The organism is Clostridium sp. AF20-7, from assembly GCF_003479275.1.
GTDB classification, from domain to species: Bacteria; Bacillota; Clostridia; order Lachnospirales; family Lachnospiraceae; genus Otoolea; species Otoolea fessa.
The window spans coordinates 12608-28897 of sequence record NZ_QUGF01000004.1 but is presented as its reverse complement, the minus strand read 5'-3'; the positions used below and the strand labels follow the sequence as shown (position 1 = coordinate 28897).

Below are 16290 nucleotides of genomic sequence, written 5' to 3'. Positions count from 1 at the left end.
AAATATAGGACGTGCTCTTGTATAATAGATATAGAGAAAAGACAGCAGACGAATGATGGCAGGAGGCATGATAAAAGAATGGCAGGTACAAAGCAGTGGAGGGCGGCAGATGGGAGACTGCAGCCGGGATTTCAGACAGCAGGTTTTACATTGAAACAGGTGGGAAAACTGCAGGCGCTGGGAGCGCAGACACTGTATTTTGAACATGAGAAAAGCGGGGCGTCCCTGTTTTATATCAGAAATAAAGATACAAACCGGGGATTCTCGATTTCCTATCGGACACCGCATCTGGATGAGACGGACACGAATCATGTGTTTGAGCATTCGGTACTTGCTTCCTCTGATAAATATCCGAGTAAGGATATTTTTTTTGATCTTTGCAGCAAGACATACCACACATTTGTAAATGCATTTACCTATATACCGTTTACGGCATATCCGGTGTGCAGCCAGAGCGAGGAACAGCTGCTTAAGATGGCAGATGTGTATTTAAGCTGCATGAAAGCGCCGGGAATCCGGCGGGAACGCCGCTTTTTTGACCGTGAAGCGGTCCGCTATGAGCTGCGCGACCGCGAAAGCCCGATTACGCTGGCAGGAACGGTGTACAGCGAGGATTTCGGCATGCTGAATGATACAGATAATGAGGCACTGCGGAATGTTTTGCGGGCGCTGTATCCGGGGGAGACGGCGGCAAATGCGAATGGACAGGCGCACCGTTTTTATAAGGATCTGACGTATGAACATACGATGGAGATGTATGATCGATTTTATCGGTTCGATAATGCTCTGATTTTGTTGTATGGGGATCTGGACTGGAAACGGTTTCTGGCATTCCTGGATAAAGAGTATCTGTGTGATGCAAAGAAAAGCTATGGAAAAGAAGACGGATGGAGTTTCCAGTCAGGCAGCGGGCGACAGGAAAAACAGGAAATGCAGAATATAGGGATGAGTGCGTTTTACAGCCCCGAGCCAGATGGTTTGGAAAATGGGGGAGAATCATTCTTCCGTCAGGCAACCGTTCCCAGTCCTGCTTACCGGGGAGACGCATCGGAGAATGCGGCGGTGGTATCGTATGCGATGGATCTGAGCGGCATTTCATGGGAAAAGCTGATCCAGTACAGCATCATTGCGGGAATGATGAATGTGGATGGATCGGTTTTCAGGGAAAAGCTGCGGACGGCGGGCATCCATTGTGATGCGAGTGCATCGGTGATGATGGAGGCAGAAAAGCCATTTTTTGTTTTCGAAATGACAGACAGCAGTCCGAAGGATGCAGAACGGTTCCGGCAGGTGTCGGATGAGACATTATGCGAGATGCAGGAGCGCGGGATCGACCCGTCAGTGGTGGAGACGGCGCTCAAGGCGCGGGCGATACATGATTATACGGCAGGCGAAGATACGGATGTATTTGCGGATTCGATCGTGCCGGAAGTCAGCCTGAAATGGGCATTGACGGGCGATGCGGATGTGTATGCGGATGAGGCGGCAGCCTATGATTCTCTGGATGCAGGGACGGCACAGGCGGAGATTCGCCGGTTTGCGGCAGAGCTTGGCGCGGCGAAGCGGCGGGTTCTTGTCACGACGATTCCGACGCCGGGGATGGCAGAGGCGATGGAGCAGGAGCGCGACGCGTATCTGGCGCAGATGAAGGCGGAGATGAGCGAGGCAGAGCTGGATGCGCTGATTGCGAAGACCCTGGATTTTGATGCGTGGAATGCGTCGGAGTGTTCGAATGCGGATTTTATGATCCGGGTCGATGAGCTTCCGCCGCCGGAAGAGACGCCGGAATATCAGATATATGAGATAAATGGGATTTCGGTCTATGAATCGCCGTCGGATCTGGAAGCGATCAGCTATAACCGTTTATACCTGGATTTGAGCGGCGTGCCGGAAGAGGACCGTTTTTACATTCCTTTATATACAATGTTTGTTTCAGAGCTTGAAAATGCCCGGTATGGCAGAATGGAAAAGGAAAATCAGATTGAGCGCTATCTGCATGATTTTTCCATGAATGAGGGACATCCGGAGGTTCGGGCGGGACGAAACAGCCATCCGACGCTGGCGGTCAGCTGGTATGGGATGGCGGAGGATTATGAAGAGAGCCTGTATGTCCTGTTGGAACTCTTATCACATCCACTCTGGAGAGATAAGAATGCGGTTCTTCAGGCACTGGATGAGACGATTCCGTCCTGTGATGAGTCGCGCAGTGATGCGTATTCGCTGGCGGTGCGTCTGGCGGCATCTGGCTATAGCATCAATACGCGGTATCAGGAATATGTCGGCGGACAGGCGTTTTATGAGTTTTTGAAAAAACTGCGCGGGCGACTGGAACAGGAGGATGCAGCGATCTTCCAGCTGGCAGAGAAGATGGAGGAGGTGCGCGACCGCATCCTGCATGGAACAGCGGTGACGATCCTTCATGTTGCACCGAGGGAAAATCTGGAATGGATGCGGAACTGTGCAGGGCGGATTCTGGGAAATCTGCGGGGAGAACAGATGCCAGACCATGAGAATAAAACGGAAAACAGAGGGGAAAATGCTGGGTATACTTTCCCGGTTCCGGCGCGCAGGGAGGCGGTAATTGTGGAGAGCTCCAGCCAGTATACCGTCTTTTCGGCAGAGCTGAGCGCTGTAGATGGATTTTCCGGGCGGATTCTTCCGTATGTAAATGCGCTGGATGACCGGTATTTTGTGCCGCAGCTCCGTTTTCAAGGCGGCGCATACAGCGCGTCGTTTGCATTTACGCCGACGATGGACCGGATCGTGGCGAGTACATACCGGGATCCGAAGGTCAGTGAGACGATCGAGGCGATCCGGGCGGCAGCGGGTGTATTGGAAAAACTGCAGCTTTCGGAGGCAGATCGGAATGGCTATATTTTAAGCAGTTACGGCAATGCGACGGCGCCGTGCGGATGCCTGGGGCGACGTATGGCAGCGATGCAGTATGCGTACAATGGTCTGGATATTGTACAGATCCGTCGTTGGACAGAGGAGATCCGTGAGACGACCGCAGAGGATCAGAAAGAGGCGGCGCGGATCATCCGGCGGCTTCTGGAAGAAGCGTGGATTGTGACGACTGGAAATCAGACGGCCATCGAGATGGATCGGGACTGCTTTGACCGGATTCGGGATTTCCGCAGTAAAATGGCTGAATAACCAGATCCATATTTATAGGGAGGTAGAGAGAATGCGTACAAAGCGATTGGGAGACATGCTTTTGGAGCTGGGACTGATCACGGAAGGGCAGCTTAAAGAGGCGCTTGACTATCAGGCGAAGGAGAAAGAACGTCTGGGAACAACGCTGGTCAAGCATCATTATATCACGGAAGGGCAGCTGATCGATGCGCTTCGCATGCAGCTGGGCATTGACTATATTGATTTGACGCGGGTCGATATCAGCCCGGAAATGTCGCGTTTTGTGCCGAAAAACCTGGCAAAGAAGATGACGATCGTACCGGTGCGTATTTCCAAAGACCAGCTTTATCTGGCAATGGCGGATCCGCTGAACTTCATGGCGATTGAGGAAGCACAGCATACTTCCAAAAAGAGAATTGTGCCGATGATCGCCTCTGAACCGGCGGTGAAGCGTGCGATCAATATTTTGTATGGCAACGAGGGAGCGGCAGAAGCGATGGCGCAGATGCAGGCAGAGACGGCAGCGGCACAAGAGGTGCGTCAGGTGCAGACGGCGGCAAGAGAAGGACAGGAAAATGTGACGCCGATGATCCGCCTGGTCAATTCGATTATTGAGCGCGCCATTTCGGAAAATGCTTCGGATATCCATTTTGAGCCGACGGAGGAGGAGATGGTCGTCAGGATGCGTATCGACGGGCAGCTTCATCGGATCATGACGATCCCGTCGGAACTCAAGGATTCGGTCATTTCGAGGCTTAAAATCATGTCCCAGCTCGATATCGTCGAAAAAAGAATTCCGCAGGATGGTCGTGCGGTGATGCATTTAAGAGGAAAAGATATTGATATGCGTATATCCACCCTTCCGACCCTGTATGGAGAAAAAGTGGTTATCCGTATTCTGAAACGAAATGAGGAGACGCTGAACCGCCGCGGTATCGGTATTCCGGCAGTGGAGGATGCAAAGATTGATACACTTTTAGGGCTTACTTCCGGAGTTATCATGATTGTAGGACCGACAGGTTCAGGTAAATCTTCGACGATGTATACGCTGATCCGCGAACTTCTTTCGGATCGGACCAACCTGATTACACTGGAGGATCCGGTGGAATACCATATCAAAGGCGCGACACAGGTGCAGATCAATGAAAAAGTGGGGCTGACCTTTGCATCGGGTCTGCGCTCAGTTCTGCGTCAGGATCCGGATATCATCTGCGTCGGCGAGATCCGTGACGGTGAGACGGCAGAGATCGCGATGCGTGCGGCAATGACGGGACATCTCGTTATCACCACGATTCATACGGAAGATGCGATCTCGGCGATTGACCGTCTGCGAGATATGGGCGTGGCGCCATACCTGATTGCGGCGGGACTGCGAGGCGTTATTTCCCAGCGGCTGCTGAGGAAAATCTGTTCGAACTGCAAAACCCAGATTCAGCCGCCGAAAAAAGCGCTTGAGATGGCAGGAATCCCGGAGAACCCTGGAAAATTATACTGGCAGGGAGCCGGATGCGATCAGTGCTTCCATTCGGGATACCGGGGCAGAATCGGTGTGTTTGAGGTAATGCTGATTCAGGAGGAGCTGCGCCGGTGCATTCTGGAAGGAGCTGACCGGACACGTTTCTTAGAGGCAGCCAGAAGAGCGAGCCAGTATGTTCCGATGCTGGAACACGCGCAGAAGCTGGTAGAAGAGGGTGTTTCGACGGTAGACGAGGTGATCCGGACGCTGCTGGCACTGTAAATGGTGCAGAAAGAGAAGAGGAGACAGATGGTATGTATGGAATCGAGGAATTAATCGCGCTGGCAGCTGAAAAAAGGGCATCGGATGTGCATCTGATTGCAGGGCTGCCGCCAAAATGCAGAATTGACGGCAGAATCGAGACGCTGACGGATGGCGGGCTGACGCGTGAGGATTGTGAGGAATATGGACGCCAGCTGGCAGGCAATGCGGCAGATCAGATCGAGGCGATCGGACAGCTGGATTTTAGTGCTTCGTTTGCGGGACGGCGTCTCCGAGTGAATCTGTTCCGGCAGCAGGGCGCGCTCTCTGCGGCGATCCGTCTTCTGGGCAGTACGATTCCGAACCTGTCGGAGCTGGGGCTTCCGGAAGCAGTGAATCAGTTTTCAAGCTGGAATAAAGGCATTATTCTGGTAACCGGCGAGACGGGAAGCGGCAAGTCAACGACGCTGGCGGCAATTTTAAATGAGATCAACCAGAATCGTCCGCTCCATATGATTACGCTGGAAGACCCGATCGAGTATGTCTATGAACCGGCGCAGGCGATCATCAACCAGCGCGAGGTGGGCGTGGACGTAGAGAGCTATGATAAGGGGCTTTATGCGGCGCTCCGTGAGGACCCGGATGTCATTCTGATTGGAGAAATGCGTGATCCGGCGACGATCGAGACGGCGCTGATGGCGGCGGAGACGGGACATCTTGTTTTTTCCACCATTCATACCAATTCGGCAATCGACAGCATTGACCGGATTGTGGGTGTTTTTCCAGAGGATAAACAGCCGCAGATCCGGATGCAGCTCTCGATGACGCTGCGGGCGGTGCTGTCACAGCAGCTGGTGCCGAGGGCGGGCGGCCAGGGCAGGGCGGCAGCTTGTGAGCTTATGATGCTCACGCCGGCGATCCGGAATCTGATCCGCGATGGAAAAACACCGCAGATGCAGAGCTATCTGCTTTCTAGTGCAAAAGAGGGCTCTATTACGATGGATAATTTTCTGATCCGTATGGCGAAAGAGGGCGTGATCACACCGCAGACGGCAGTCGATGCGTCCCAGGACCCGCAGGAACTGAGAGAGAAACTGGCGGCGGTGCAGTATTAATAATATGGTAAAAACGGGTGAATGAAGCCTGCGAGGAATGCAGATTACTAGAAAACATAAAAATGTATGTTTGTGTAAATACTGAGATTGTAGCGAAAGTTTGAACAGTATATTTTTGACAATGTTTTTATGTTTCAGGAGGAATTTTATGCAGGCAGGTAAATCAAGCATCCAGTTTGAGCATCCGCCCATCATCACATCGGCGGCATCGATCGTGGGGCAGACGGAAGGCGAGGGACCGCTGGCAAGTTTTTTTGACCGGGTGGAGCCGGATCCGACGTTTGGGAAAAAGTCGTGGGAGGAGGCGGAGAGTGAATTGCAGCGCCAGACGGTGCAGAAATGCCTGGATAAGGCGGGCAGACAGGCGGCGGATGTGAATTGCCTGTTTGCGGGAGACCTGTTGGGACAGATTGTGGCGACCTCGTTTGGTGTGGAGTCGTTTGATATCCCGTTTTTCGGGCTTTACGGCGCCTGCTCGACGATGGGAGAGGCGATGATTCTGGGGGCGATGGCAGCAGGGGCTGGCTATGCGAACCGGGTTCTGGCGCTGGCGTCGAGCCATTTTGCATCGGCAGAACGGCAGTTCCGGTTTCCGCTGGCGTATGGGAATCAGAGACCGCAGTCCACAACCTGGACGGTGACCGGGTGCGGGTGTGTGATGATCGAGGAAAATGAGAAAAATGAAGGGAAAGATGGGCGCAGAGCGAAAGAAAATGCGTCAGAATCACTGAAAAATGCTGGACAGGAAAAATTGCATCCCAAATTTCAACCTTGTATCCCAGCTGCCACCCCCGGAAAGATCGTCGATATGCAGATGCGCGATTCCATGAACATGGGGGCGGCAATGGCGGTGGCGGCGGTAGACACAATCTTGCAGAATTTCCGTGATTTTAACCGGAAACCATCTGACTATGACCGGATCATCACTGGCGATCTGGGAATGGTGGGGAAGGAAATCCTGCTTGATTTTATGCGCGAGGCAGGACAGGATATTTCCAGCATCCATATGGACTGCGGGATCGAAATGTTTGACCCGAAGACGCAGGATACCCATTCGGGCGGGAGCGGCTGCGGTTGCTCGGCGGCGGTGCTGTGCGGCTATATTCTTCCGAAAATACAGGTGGGTGAGTGGAAACGCGTCCTGTTTGTGCCGACCGGGGCGCTGCTGTCCCAGATCAGCTTTAATGAGGGGCAGAATGTGCCGGGGATTGCCCATGGAGTGGTGCTTGAGGGAAAAGAATCGTTCGGTGAATAATAGATATTTGCAAGAAACTTTAGAGAGGGAGCAGAAAAATGGACTATATCAAAGCATTTGTGACCGGCGGACTCCTCTGTGCCGCCGTGCAGATTCTGATGGATAAAACGAAACTCATGCCGGGGCGGATCATGGTACTTTTGGTGGTATGTGGCTCGATTCTCGGTGCGATCGGATTGTACGAACCGTATGCCAAATGGGCGGGTTCCGGGGCAACAGTGCCGCTGCTGGGGTTTGGGAATACGCTCTGGAAGGGTGTGCGGGATGGAATAGATAAGGATGGGGTTCTGGGGCTGTTCACCGGCGGATTCACGGCGGGTGCGGCGGGGATTTCCGGGGCGTTGATCTTCGGCTATCTGTCGTCGCTGATTTGCAAACCCAAGATGAAGGATTAGAGAGAAGACGAAAGAAAAGTAAAAGAAAGCAAAGCAAAAGAAAATCAGTTGAGGAAATAAAAAGCTGCTGTAAAAGAGGCATATGAATGTCACTTTTTACAGCAGCTTTTTGCAGATATATTATTTTGCTGTTAATGCTCCGGATTCGCCGGGACAATCGGAATATTATTTCCATTCCGTCCACTTCCCGTCATCGGGCGTGGAACCACAGAGTGGATCGGAGCCGATAGATTATCTGAATCGGGGCTGTAGCCCGGAGCTGAGAAATCGGCGCTCTCAGAAGGATGGATGATCGTGGACGAACCATTGTGAATCTTGCACTCGCCCGGCATGGAGAAGCGGGAATCGTCCGTTTCTCCGCCGTCTTCCGGAACGACCATAACTGTCTTGGAAATCTGCTGGTTCGTCGGGCAGAAGGCAGTCGAGATGCCGCCGGAGGCGGAGCAGATTGTCACGCGGGTGTGGTGATCGCAGGTCTCGGTCGGAACCGTGCCCTTCGCGAAATATTCAGTGTAGACGGCCGTTCCGCGCGGGTCACTGCTGCAGACGCCGGAAACCGGAAGCTTGCCGGATTTGCGGCATACTTCAGCAGTTTCAATGCTGTCCGGAACCGTAAATCCGGGGTCGCTTAAACTCTCATGGACACGTGTCATGATATTTCGCCAGATGCGCTTGTGGTAACTGGTACCGCCGTTTGAAACGGTGCCGCCTTTTAATGGCTGGTTATTGTCACATCCGCCCCAGATACCGGCAGTGTAGTACGGCGTAAAGCCTACAAACCAGACGTCGACGTTGCTGGTGGTCGTACCGCTCTTTCCGGCGCAGCTCATATTGGGAATCGCCGCTGTCGTACCGGTCGATTTAACCCCGGAACCGGAACGCGTATACATTGTATTGCTCTGCATAACATCCTGCATCGCGCTGGTTAAAAGATAGGCGGTAGAGTCTTTGAGCGCCTGCCGCGTCTCCGGTTCATTGTCGATCAGTATCTTTCCGTTGCGATCCAGGATCTTAGTAAAGAAGACAGGCTTCGTGTAGGTGCCGCCGTTGGCGATCGCCGCAAATGCATTTGTCAGTTCCAGGTTGCTGACGCCCTTTGTCAGACCGCCGAGTGCTGTCGAGAGAGTCTGATCCTGGCTTACGAGGGAAGTGATTCCCAGCCGTTCGGCATATTCGACACCGAGCTGCGGCGTTACCGTGTCCGCCATGCAGCGCAGGGCGACGATGTTCATGGAATAGGTAATGCCGTCGCGGATCGTGTGATAGCCCTTGTAATCGCTGCCCCACCAGTTTCGGAACTCTTTTTCACCGGAAGAGTATGGCCCGTCATAGTAAACAGTTGATAGGGTCGCGCCGCAGGCATCCAATGCCGGGGCAAAGGAGGAAATGACCTTGAAGGTCGATCCTGGCTGCCGCAGGGAGTCGGTCGCACGGTTTAAGGTGCGGTTTGCCGTCTTCTGTCCGCGTCCGCCGTTGATTGCCTTGACATAGCCGGTGGACTGTTCGATCAGGACGAACGAGGTCTGCGGCTCTAAAATCATGGTAACTGATTCACCGAGAACGGTGCTTCCGTCCTGCGTGAGGGCGGTGCGGTATTCATCGATCGCCGTCTGCGCCTCTTCCTCGGAATTAAACAGCCCGTCAAAACCGCTTTGTCCCTTGACCTGCTGGATCCATGTTTTCAGAGTTTCCTGTGAATAATGCTGCGTTTCCCCGTCTGGATGGGTCAGGGAAAGGCGGTATTCAACCGAATAGCGAGCCGCGTCATAGTTGGCAGGATTGTTGACTTCCTCATCGACGATCGCCTGAATCTGCGGATCCTGCGGGGTGTAAATCTGCAGTCCGCCGCTGAACAGAAGATTGGACGCCTGCGTGTCAGTATAGCCGAGCTGCTCTTTGAGTGCTTCGGTGACCTGGCTGATCAGCTCGTCCGTGTAATAGGAGTACGGTGTCTCATTTTCCTTGAGCGCCGTGTCGACATTCTGGATACGGGCGTAGACGTCGTCTGCCAGCGCTTCCTCCTGTTCTTCTTTTGTGATATAGCCCTGCTCATACATTGCCTGCAAAATGACCTTGCGCCGGGCGGCATTTGCCTCCGCGCCGCTGATCGGATTCAGCTTTGACGGATTCTGTGTGATACCGGCGATGACCGCGCACTCAGAAAGAGTCAGATCGGAGACGTTCTTATTAAAATAGCGCAGCGCTGCTGCTTTGACGCCCAGCGTATTGCTGCCGAGGTTGATCGTATTTAAATAGTTCGTTAAAATGACCTTCCGATCGACGTTTTTTGTCAGCTGCAGCGCCAGATATTGTTCCTGGATTTTTCGCTCGATTTTGGAACCCTTGCTTGTCTCCATACCGCCGTTGAAAACGGTATTTTTGATGAGCTGCTGGGTCAGGGTGCTGGCGCCGCCCTTATAATTATTTGTCAGGACGCCGACCACGGCGCGTGAAATGGAGCGCAGATCGATACCGCTGTGCTGCCAGAAACGCGAGTCCTCGATGGAGACGAACGCGTCGATCAGATCCTGAGGAAAATCCTCGTAGGATGCTTCGATTCGGTTCGAGTTGGAACCGACCAGCGTGTCAGTCACTTCCCCGGCGCTATTATATATAGTAGAAAAATATCCGCTTGGGGTGAAGCTGTCCGGGTTGAAGTCTGGCGAACTGTCCAGAATGCCTTTAAACATGCCGATAAAGGTGCTGGCACCCGTCACGCAGAGAAACAGAACAAGAACAAAGGCAGTCTTGAAGAAGGTCAGAAACAGCCGGTTGGCGTATTTCTTCTTCCGGGAATTGGCTGCCCGGATCCGTTTCTTGGTTGCTTTTACACCGTAATTCATGAGAACCTCCTTTGGGTTCGTAGTGGTTCATTCTATTAATAAATACAGTATTTCCAATTATATCAAAATTCATAGGATAAATAAATACTATTGTCATGAAGTTTTTTTTACGGTATCATAAAAGATAAGGTTTGTTACTGGGCACGTATGCGTGAACAGTAACTAAGGTTTACAAGCGGTTAAAGAAGTGAAAAAACATCCGTTTTAAGGATGCGTAGTTCATAGATGGAGGAAAAGATGAAAGAGCGCTATAAAATCGTCTATCAGGGCGGCGAGGGCGAGATTGTGGAGAAGAAGTCCCGCTTTATCGCGGAGATCCGCCCGGTGGAATCGGAAGAAGAGGCGACGGCATTTATTGCGGAAGTCAAGAAGAAATATTGGGATGCGAGACATCATTGTTCGGCATTTACGATCGGAGAAAATAACGAGGTGGCGCGCTGCAGCGACGACGGCGAACCGGCGCAGACGGCGGGACGCCCGATGCTGGATGTGCTGCTGGGACGCGAGCTTCACAACGTCTGTGCGGTTGTGACCCGGTACTTTGGCGGGACACTTTTAGGAACTGGCGGACTGGTGCGGGCATACGGCGGCGCGCTCCAGGAAGGTCTTAAAAACTGTGTGGTTCTGGAAAAATGCCTGGCTCGTAAATGGAAGGTCGGGACAGACTACAGCGGGCTTGGAAAGGTGCAGTACATTTTGGCAGAAGCAGAGCTGCCGATTCTGGACAGCGAGTACGGCGAGGGTGTGGATCTGACGATCCTGGTGCCGTTTGACCAGGCGGGAGCAGCGGAGAAGAAGCTCATAGAGGGCACAAATGGAAGATGCCGGATCGAAAAACTGGATGAGGTTTATTTTGGCATGGATGACGGAAAAATCATTTTATTGTAAAAAAAGATTGAATAATGGATAAAAAAATGCTAAAATAACAAGCTGTATTATTTTGTGGGCGGATCCTTTGCCAAAGACGAAACGGCAGGATGCTTGTCTGTGACAGAAAATAATTATTAATTAGTACATGTAATGAATCATCATAAGAAAAGAGAGTAAGCAGATATGAAAATGAAACGGGAAGATGTCAGAAACGTTGCAATTATCGCTCACGTTGACCACGGTAAAACGACGCTGGTAGACCAGCTGCTCCGCCAGAGCGGTGTATTCCGTGCCAATCAGGAAGTAGTCGATCGTGTCATGGACTCTAACGATATTGAGCGTGAGAGAGGTATCACGATTCTGTCCAAGAATACGGCTGTTAATTACAACGGCACCAAGATCAACATTATCGATACACCAGGACATGCGGACTTCGGCGGCGAGGTAGAGCGTGTTCTTAAGATGGTAAACGGCGTTATCCTTCTGGTAGACGCATACGAGGGCGCGATGCCGCAGACCAAATTCGTTCTGCGTAAAGCACTGGAACTGGATCTGCCGGTTATCGTATGTATCAATAAGATTGACCGTCCGGAAGCACGTCCGGAGGAGGTTGTGGACGAGGTTCTCGAACTTCTGATGGATCTGGATGCATCCGACGAGCAGCTTGACTGCCCATTTTTGTATGCATCTGCACGTTCTGGCTATGCAAAGAAGAACCTGGACGATCCGAATGTGGATATGCAGCCGCTGTTCCAGACCATTCTGGATTACATCCCGGCACCGGAGGGAGATCCGGATGCAGAGACACAGGTTCTGATCAGTACGATTGATTACAACGAGTATGTAGGACGTATCGGCGTTGGTAAGATCGACAACGGTTACCTGAAAGTAAATCAGGACTGCGTCATCGTCAACCATCATGAGCCGGACAAGTTCCGCAAAGTTAAGATCGGTAAGCTCTATGAGTTTGAGGGTCTGAATAAAGTAGAAGTACAGGAGGCAAAGATCGGTTCGATCGTAGCGATTTCCGGTATCGCAGATATCCACATCGGTGATACCCTGTGTTCACCGGAGAAACCGGAGGCAATTCCGTTCCAGAAGATTTCTGAGCCGACCATTTCCATGGATTTCATGGTAAACGACAGCCCGCTGGCAGGTCAGGAAGGTAAATTCATCACTTCCCGCCACATCCGCGAGCGTCTGATGCGGGAGCTGAATACCGATGTCAGCCTGCGTGTAGAGGAGACAGACTCCGCTGACTGCTTCAAGGTATCTGGCCGTGGCGAGCTGCATCTGTCCGTCCTGATTGAGAATATGCGCCGCGAGGGCTTTGAGTTCGCAGTCAGCAAGGCGGAGGTACTCTACAAATATGACGAGAGAAACCGCAAATTAGAGCCGATGGAGATTGCTTACGTCGACGTACCGGATGACTTTACCGGTGCTGTTATCCAGAAGCTGACCAGCCGTAAAGGTGAGCTGCAGGGCATGAGCCCGATCGGCGGCGGATACACAAGACTGGAGTTCTCGATTCCGTCCAGAGGTCTCATCGGCTACCGTGGCGAGTTCATGACCGATACAAAGGGAAATGGTATCTTAAACACCAGCTTTGACGGCTATGCACCGTTCAAGGGCGAATTAAGTTACCGCAAACAGGGATCCTTGATTGCATTTGAGGCAGGCGAGTCCATCACCTACGGTCTGTTCAATGCCCAGGAGCGCGGAACCCTGTTCATCGGACCGGGCGTTAAAGTTTACTCCGGCATGATTGTCGGACAGAGCGCAAAACCGGAAGACATCGAGTTAAACGTCTGCAAAACCAAAAAGCTGACCAACACCCGTTCTTCCAGCGCCGATGAAGCCCTCCGCCTTGTTCCGCCGAAAATCATGAGCCTGGAGCAGTGCCTCGACTACATCGATACCGATGAACTTCTCGAGATCACCCCGACCAGCTTACGAATCCGTAAAAAGATTCTTGATCCGACTCTGAGAAAGAGAGCGATGATCAGCCGTAAAAATAGCTAAATAATCGTAAAGTGGGAGCAGCCGCGCAAGCCAGCTGCTCCTTTTCGTATATTCAAGCGAGAGATATCCAGGAAACGACGCGCCCCGCCGTTTCCGTCCCTCTGCCGCTCCCATTCCCTCTGTCGATTCATGTCACCCACCCTGTCGAAATTTCTCATTCACTTCTTCTTCTAAAACGCATATCTTCTTCATACATATATACAGTAAGAAGCAGGACTCCAAGAACCTGCCGTGAAAAACTGCAAAAAAGAAGAGGAGAGAGATACTATGTCGGAAAAAATGATTGAAAACAACAAGGTTAGCGTGATTGGTGAGGTCGTATCGGAATTTACATTCAGCCACGAAGTATTCGGGGAAGGATTTTATATCGCAGACCTGGCAGTCAGCCGTCTGAGCGATCAGGTGGACGTGATTCCACTCATGATTTCGGAACGGCTTCTGGATGTATCGAAAGACTACCGCGGAATGACGATGGAGGCGATCGGCCAGTTCCGTTCCTACAACCGTCATGAGGGCGCGAAAAACCGTCTGGTGCTATCTGTGTTTGTCCGTGAGATTCATTTCCTGGAAGAATTTACGGATTACACCAAAACCAACCAGATTTTTCTGGAAGGCTATATCTGCAAGGAGCCAATCTATCGGAAAACACCGCTGGGACGCGAGATTGCCGATATGCTGTTGGCGGTCAACCGTCCGTATGGAAAATCCGATTACATACCGTGTATTGCGTGGGGCAGAAATGCCCGCTATGCGTCCGGATTTGGCGTGGGAAGCCACGTGTGCGTGTGGGGGCGCGTGCAGAGCCGTGAATATACGAAGAAACTGAGCGAGACAGAGTGCGAGAAACGTGTGGCATACGAGGTGTCGGTCAGCAAGCTGGAGTGCGTGGAAGAATAGGATAGGTTTAGGATGTTACAGCAAAGTTTGAAGTCGGTTATGCAATCTATAGGGCATGATAAATGGCTGGTTTTGCCATAGCTTGCCAAAACAGATAAAATATGCTAGAATAAGGCAGTTTACAGAATTCGTAAAACGATCATTGGATGGATAGAAATAAAACACACAGGCCTGTGTGTAACAAGACATCAGGAAAGACAGTCTGTGCGCCAGCGCAGCGGGAAGCACAGAAAGAGGAGAGGGAAATGAAAAAGGGGAAAGTTCATATCATCTTCGGCACCGGGATGGGAAAAACAGCGATGGCACTGGGACGTGGTGTCAGTGCAGCCATGCACGGCCGGAAGGTAATTATGATACAATTCTTAAAGGGAGTGCTGAGCCATGAGACAGCAGATGGGTTAAAACAGCTGGAGCCGGCATTTAAAGTATTCCGATTTGAAAAACAGAATGAGTATTATGAAAATCTCTCTGAAGAAGGCAAAAAGGAAGAGCTCTGCAACATTCAGAACGGGTATAATTTTGCAAAAAAAGTACTCTGTACCGGCGAATGCGATATGCTGATTCTGGATGAATTTCTTGGGGTGTTAGATCAGAAACTGGTCGGAGACGATGCTCTGGAAACACTGCTGGCAGCGCGCGAGGAGAATGTCGATCTGATTCTGACCGGAAAAGTATGCCCGGCTGGGGCCAAGGAGCATGCAGACGAGGTGACGCGCCTGGAATGCCTGAAGCCGTCAAACGATCATGCGTGCATGAACGGTTGACAAGTATTCAAAGTAATGCTAAGATAGAAAAAACAAGTAGAGGTTGCGTTGATTATCAGTAAGCGGTCGGATGCGGCAGGTGCAGGAGAAGACAGCTGAAAGGATGATACGCCGAAGGGCTGCGGCGCCTGTATCTGCAGTTCCTGGGTGCAGGATGAAGAATTCTGTAACTGTCATCGACAGATGGGGAGCTACTGGGAGTTTGGATTTGAATTCATAGAGCTGGCCATTGTGCCAGCTTTTTGTACGCTCAGGACCGACAGGCTGCAAACATTCGTTTGAAGCAGGGACAGAAACGGACTCTGGAATAGAAACTCAGCCATCGTGCAAAAGAATAAGGAGGAAACAAAATGTCTATTTTTGAAGGAGCAGGCGTAGCGCTGGTAACGCCATTTCATGAGGATGGAAGCGTAAATTATGAGAAACTGGAGCAGATCGTAGAAGAACAGATCGCTGGCGGTACAGACTGTATTATCGCCTGCGGTACGACCGGCGAGGCGGCTACATTAAGCCATGAGGAGCACATCGAGGTGATTCGTTTCGTATGTCAGGTCGTAAATAAGAGAATCCCGGTTGTAGCAGGAACCGGTTCCAACTGCACAGAGACAGCGGTATATCTGTCTACCGAAGCGAAAAAGGCAGGCGCAGACGGACTTCTGCTCGTATCCCCGTATTACAATAAATCAACCCAGAAGGGTTTAAAGGTTCATTTCTCAGAGGTCGCAAAGGCAGTTGATCTTCCGATCCTTCTGTACAATGTACCGAGCCGTACCGGCGTCAATATCACCCCGGAGACGATCGTGGCACTGTGCAAGGAATATGATAACATCGTCGGTGTCAAAGAAGCAAGCGGCAATTTCTCCGCGATCGCACAGATTGCAAGCCTGTCAGGCGGAACAGTAGATATTTACTCCGGCAACGACGACCAGACGGTTCCGATGATGGCACTGGGCGCAAAGGGCGTTATCTCCGTATTATCCAACGTGGCACCGCGTCAGGTACATGATATGTGCGCGGCATTCAAGGCTGGCGATGTAGCGAAGGCAAGACAGATGCAGATAGATGCAATTCCGCTGATTGAGGCGCTGTTCTGCGAGGTAAACCCGATTCCGGTTAAGGAAGCGATGAACATGATGGGCGAGGAAGTGGGTCCGTTCCGTAAACCGTTAGTGGATATGGAACCGGCAAACCGCGATCGTCTGAGAAGAGAACTGGTAAATTACGGAATCAGCCTGAAAGAGTGATAAGAACCGTTAAAATTAGGATGAGATAGGGAA

12 protein-coding genes and 1 riboswitch are annotated in these 16290 nt (G+C 51.6%); of the genes, 10 read left to right on the top strand and 2 right to left on the bottom strand.

What is annotated here, in order from left to right; genetic code table 11:
• Positions 1 to 78: 78 nt before the first annotated feature.
• The 5 genes from DWX68_RS04630 (at position 79) to DWX68_RS04610 (ending at position 7617) form a co-directional block, all read left to right on the top strand.
• Complete coding sequence (locus tag DWX68_RS04630) at positions 79 to 3156, top strand: insulinase family protein (RefSeq protein ID WP_118467472.1); 3078 nt, start codon at positions 79 to 81, stop codon at positions 3154 to 3156.
• A gap of 31 nt (positions 3157 to 3187) precedes the next feature.
• On the top strand, positions 3188 to 4873 hold the full coding sequence (locus DWX68_RS04625; RefSeq protein ID WP_118628737.1) for a GspE/PulE family protein: 1686 nt from the start codon (positions 3188 to 3190) through the stop codon (positions 4871 to 4873).
• Between the two features lie 32 nt (positions 4874 to 4905).
• Positions 4906 to 5967 carry a type IV pilus twitching motility protein PilT gene (locus DWX68_RS04620; protein ID WP_118467476.1) on the top strand — a complete coding sequence of 354 codons (1062 nt, stop codon included), beginning with the start codon at positions 4906 to 4908 and terminating at the stop codon, positions 5965 to 5967.
• 148 nt (positions 5968 to 6115) lie between these two features.
• Positions 6116 to 7222, top strand: a complete 1107-nt coding sequence (locus DWX68_RS04615; protein ID WP_118628736.1) for a stage V sporulation protein AD — start codon at positions 6116 to 6118, stop codon at positions 7220 to 7222.
• A gap of 38 nt (positions 7223 to 7260) precedes the next feature.
• Positions 7261 to 7617 (top strand): SpoVA/SpoVAEb family sporulation membrane protein, encoded by a 357-nt coding sequence (locus DWX68_RS04610; RefSeq protein ID WP_022359528.1) that lies wholly within the window; start codon positions 7261 to 7263, stop codon positions 7615 to 7617.
• 131 nt (positions 7618 to 7748) lie between these two features.
• Here the strand turns inward: DWX68_RS04610 and DWX68_RS04605 are convergent, their stop codons facing one another.
• Complete coding sequence (locus DWX68_RS04605; protein WP_118628735.1) at positions 7749 to 10460, bottom strand: transglycosylase domain-containing protein; 2712 nt, start codon at positions 10458 to 10460, stop codon at positions 7749 to 7751.
• Positions 10461 to 10685: 225 nt separating this feature from the next.
• Here DWX68_RS04605 and DWX68_RS04600 point away from each other — a divergent pair, with 225 nt between their 5' ends.
• The gene (locus DWX68_RS04600; RefSeq protein WP_347475160.1) at positions 10686 to 11348 is read left to right on the top strand and encodes a YigZ family protein; all 663 of its coding nucleotides are present in this window, start codon (positions 10686 to 10688) and stop codon (positions 11346 to 11348) included.
• 165 nt (positions 11349 to 11513) lie between these two features.
• Entirely contained in the window at positions 11514 to 13352 is a 1839-nt protein-coding gene (typA, locus tag DWX68_RS04595; protein ID WP_107001535.1) for a translational GTPase TypA, read from the top strand.
• On the opposite strand, the gene DWX68_RS15020 is transcribed toward typA, so the two are convergent.
• A complete protein-coding gene (locus DWX68_RS15020; RefSeq protein ID WP_279220404.1) occupies positions 13349 to 13483 on the bottom strand; it encodes a hypothetical protein in 135 nt (44 codons plus the stop codon). The genes typA and DWX68_RS15020 overlap by 4 nt on opposite strands.
• Before the next feature lie 136 nt (positions 13484 to 13619).
• On the opposite strand from DWX68_RS15020, the gene DWX68_RS04590 reads away from it, so the two are divergent.
• From DWX68_RS04590 to dapA, 3 genes are all read left to right on the top strand, one after another.
• Complete coding sequence (locus DWX68_RS04590; protein WP_022359532.1) at positions 13620 to 14249, top strand: single-stranded DNA-binding protein; 630 nt, start codon at positions 13620 to 13622, stop codon at positions 14247 to 14249.
• 245 nt (positions 14250 to 14494) lie between these two features.
• Positions 14495 to 15013, top strand: coding sequence for a cob(I)yrinic acid a,c-diamide adenosyltransferase (locus DWX68_RS04585; protein ID WP_118628734.1), 519 nt, complete (start codon positions 14495 to 14497; stop codon positions 15011 to 15013).
• A 29-nt stretch (positions 15014 to 15042) separates the two neighbouring features.
• Positions 15043 to 15215, top strand: a riboswitch (Lysine riboswitch).
• Positions 15216 to 15363: 148 nt separating this feature from the next.
• Positions 15364 to 16257, top strand: coding sequence for a 4-hydroxy-tetrahydrodipicolinate synthase (dapA, locus tag DWX68_RS04580; RefSeq protein WP_118628733.1), 894 nt, complete (start codon positions 15364 to 15366; stop codon positions 16255 to 16257).
• Positions 16258 to 16290 lie beyond the last annotated feature (33 nt).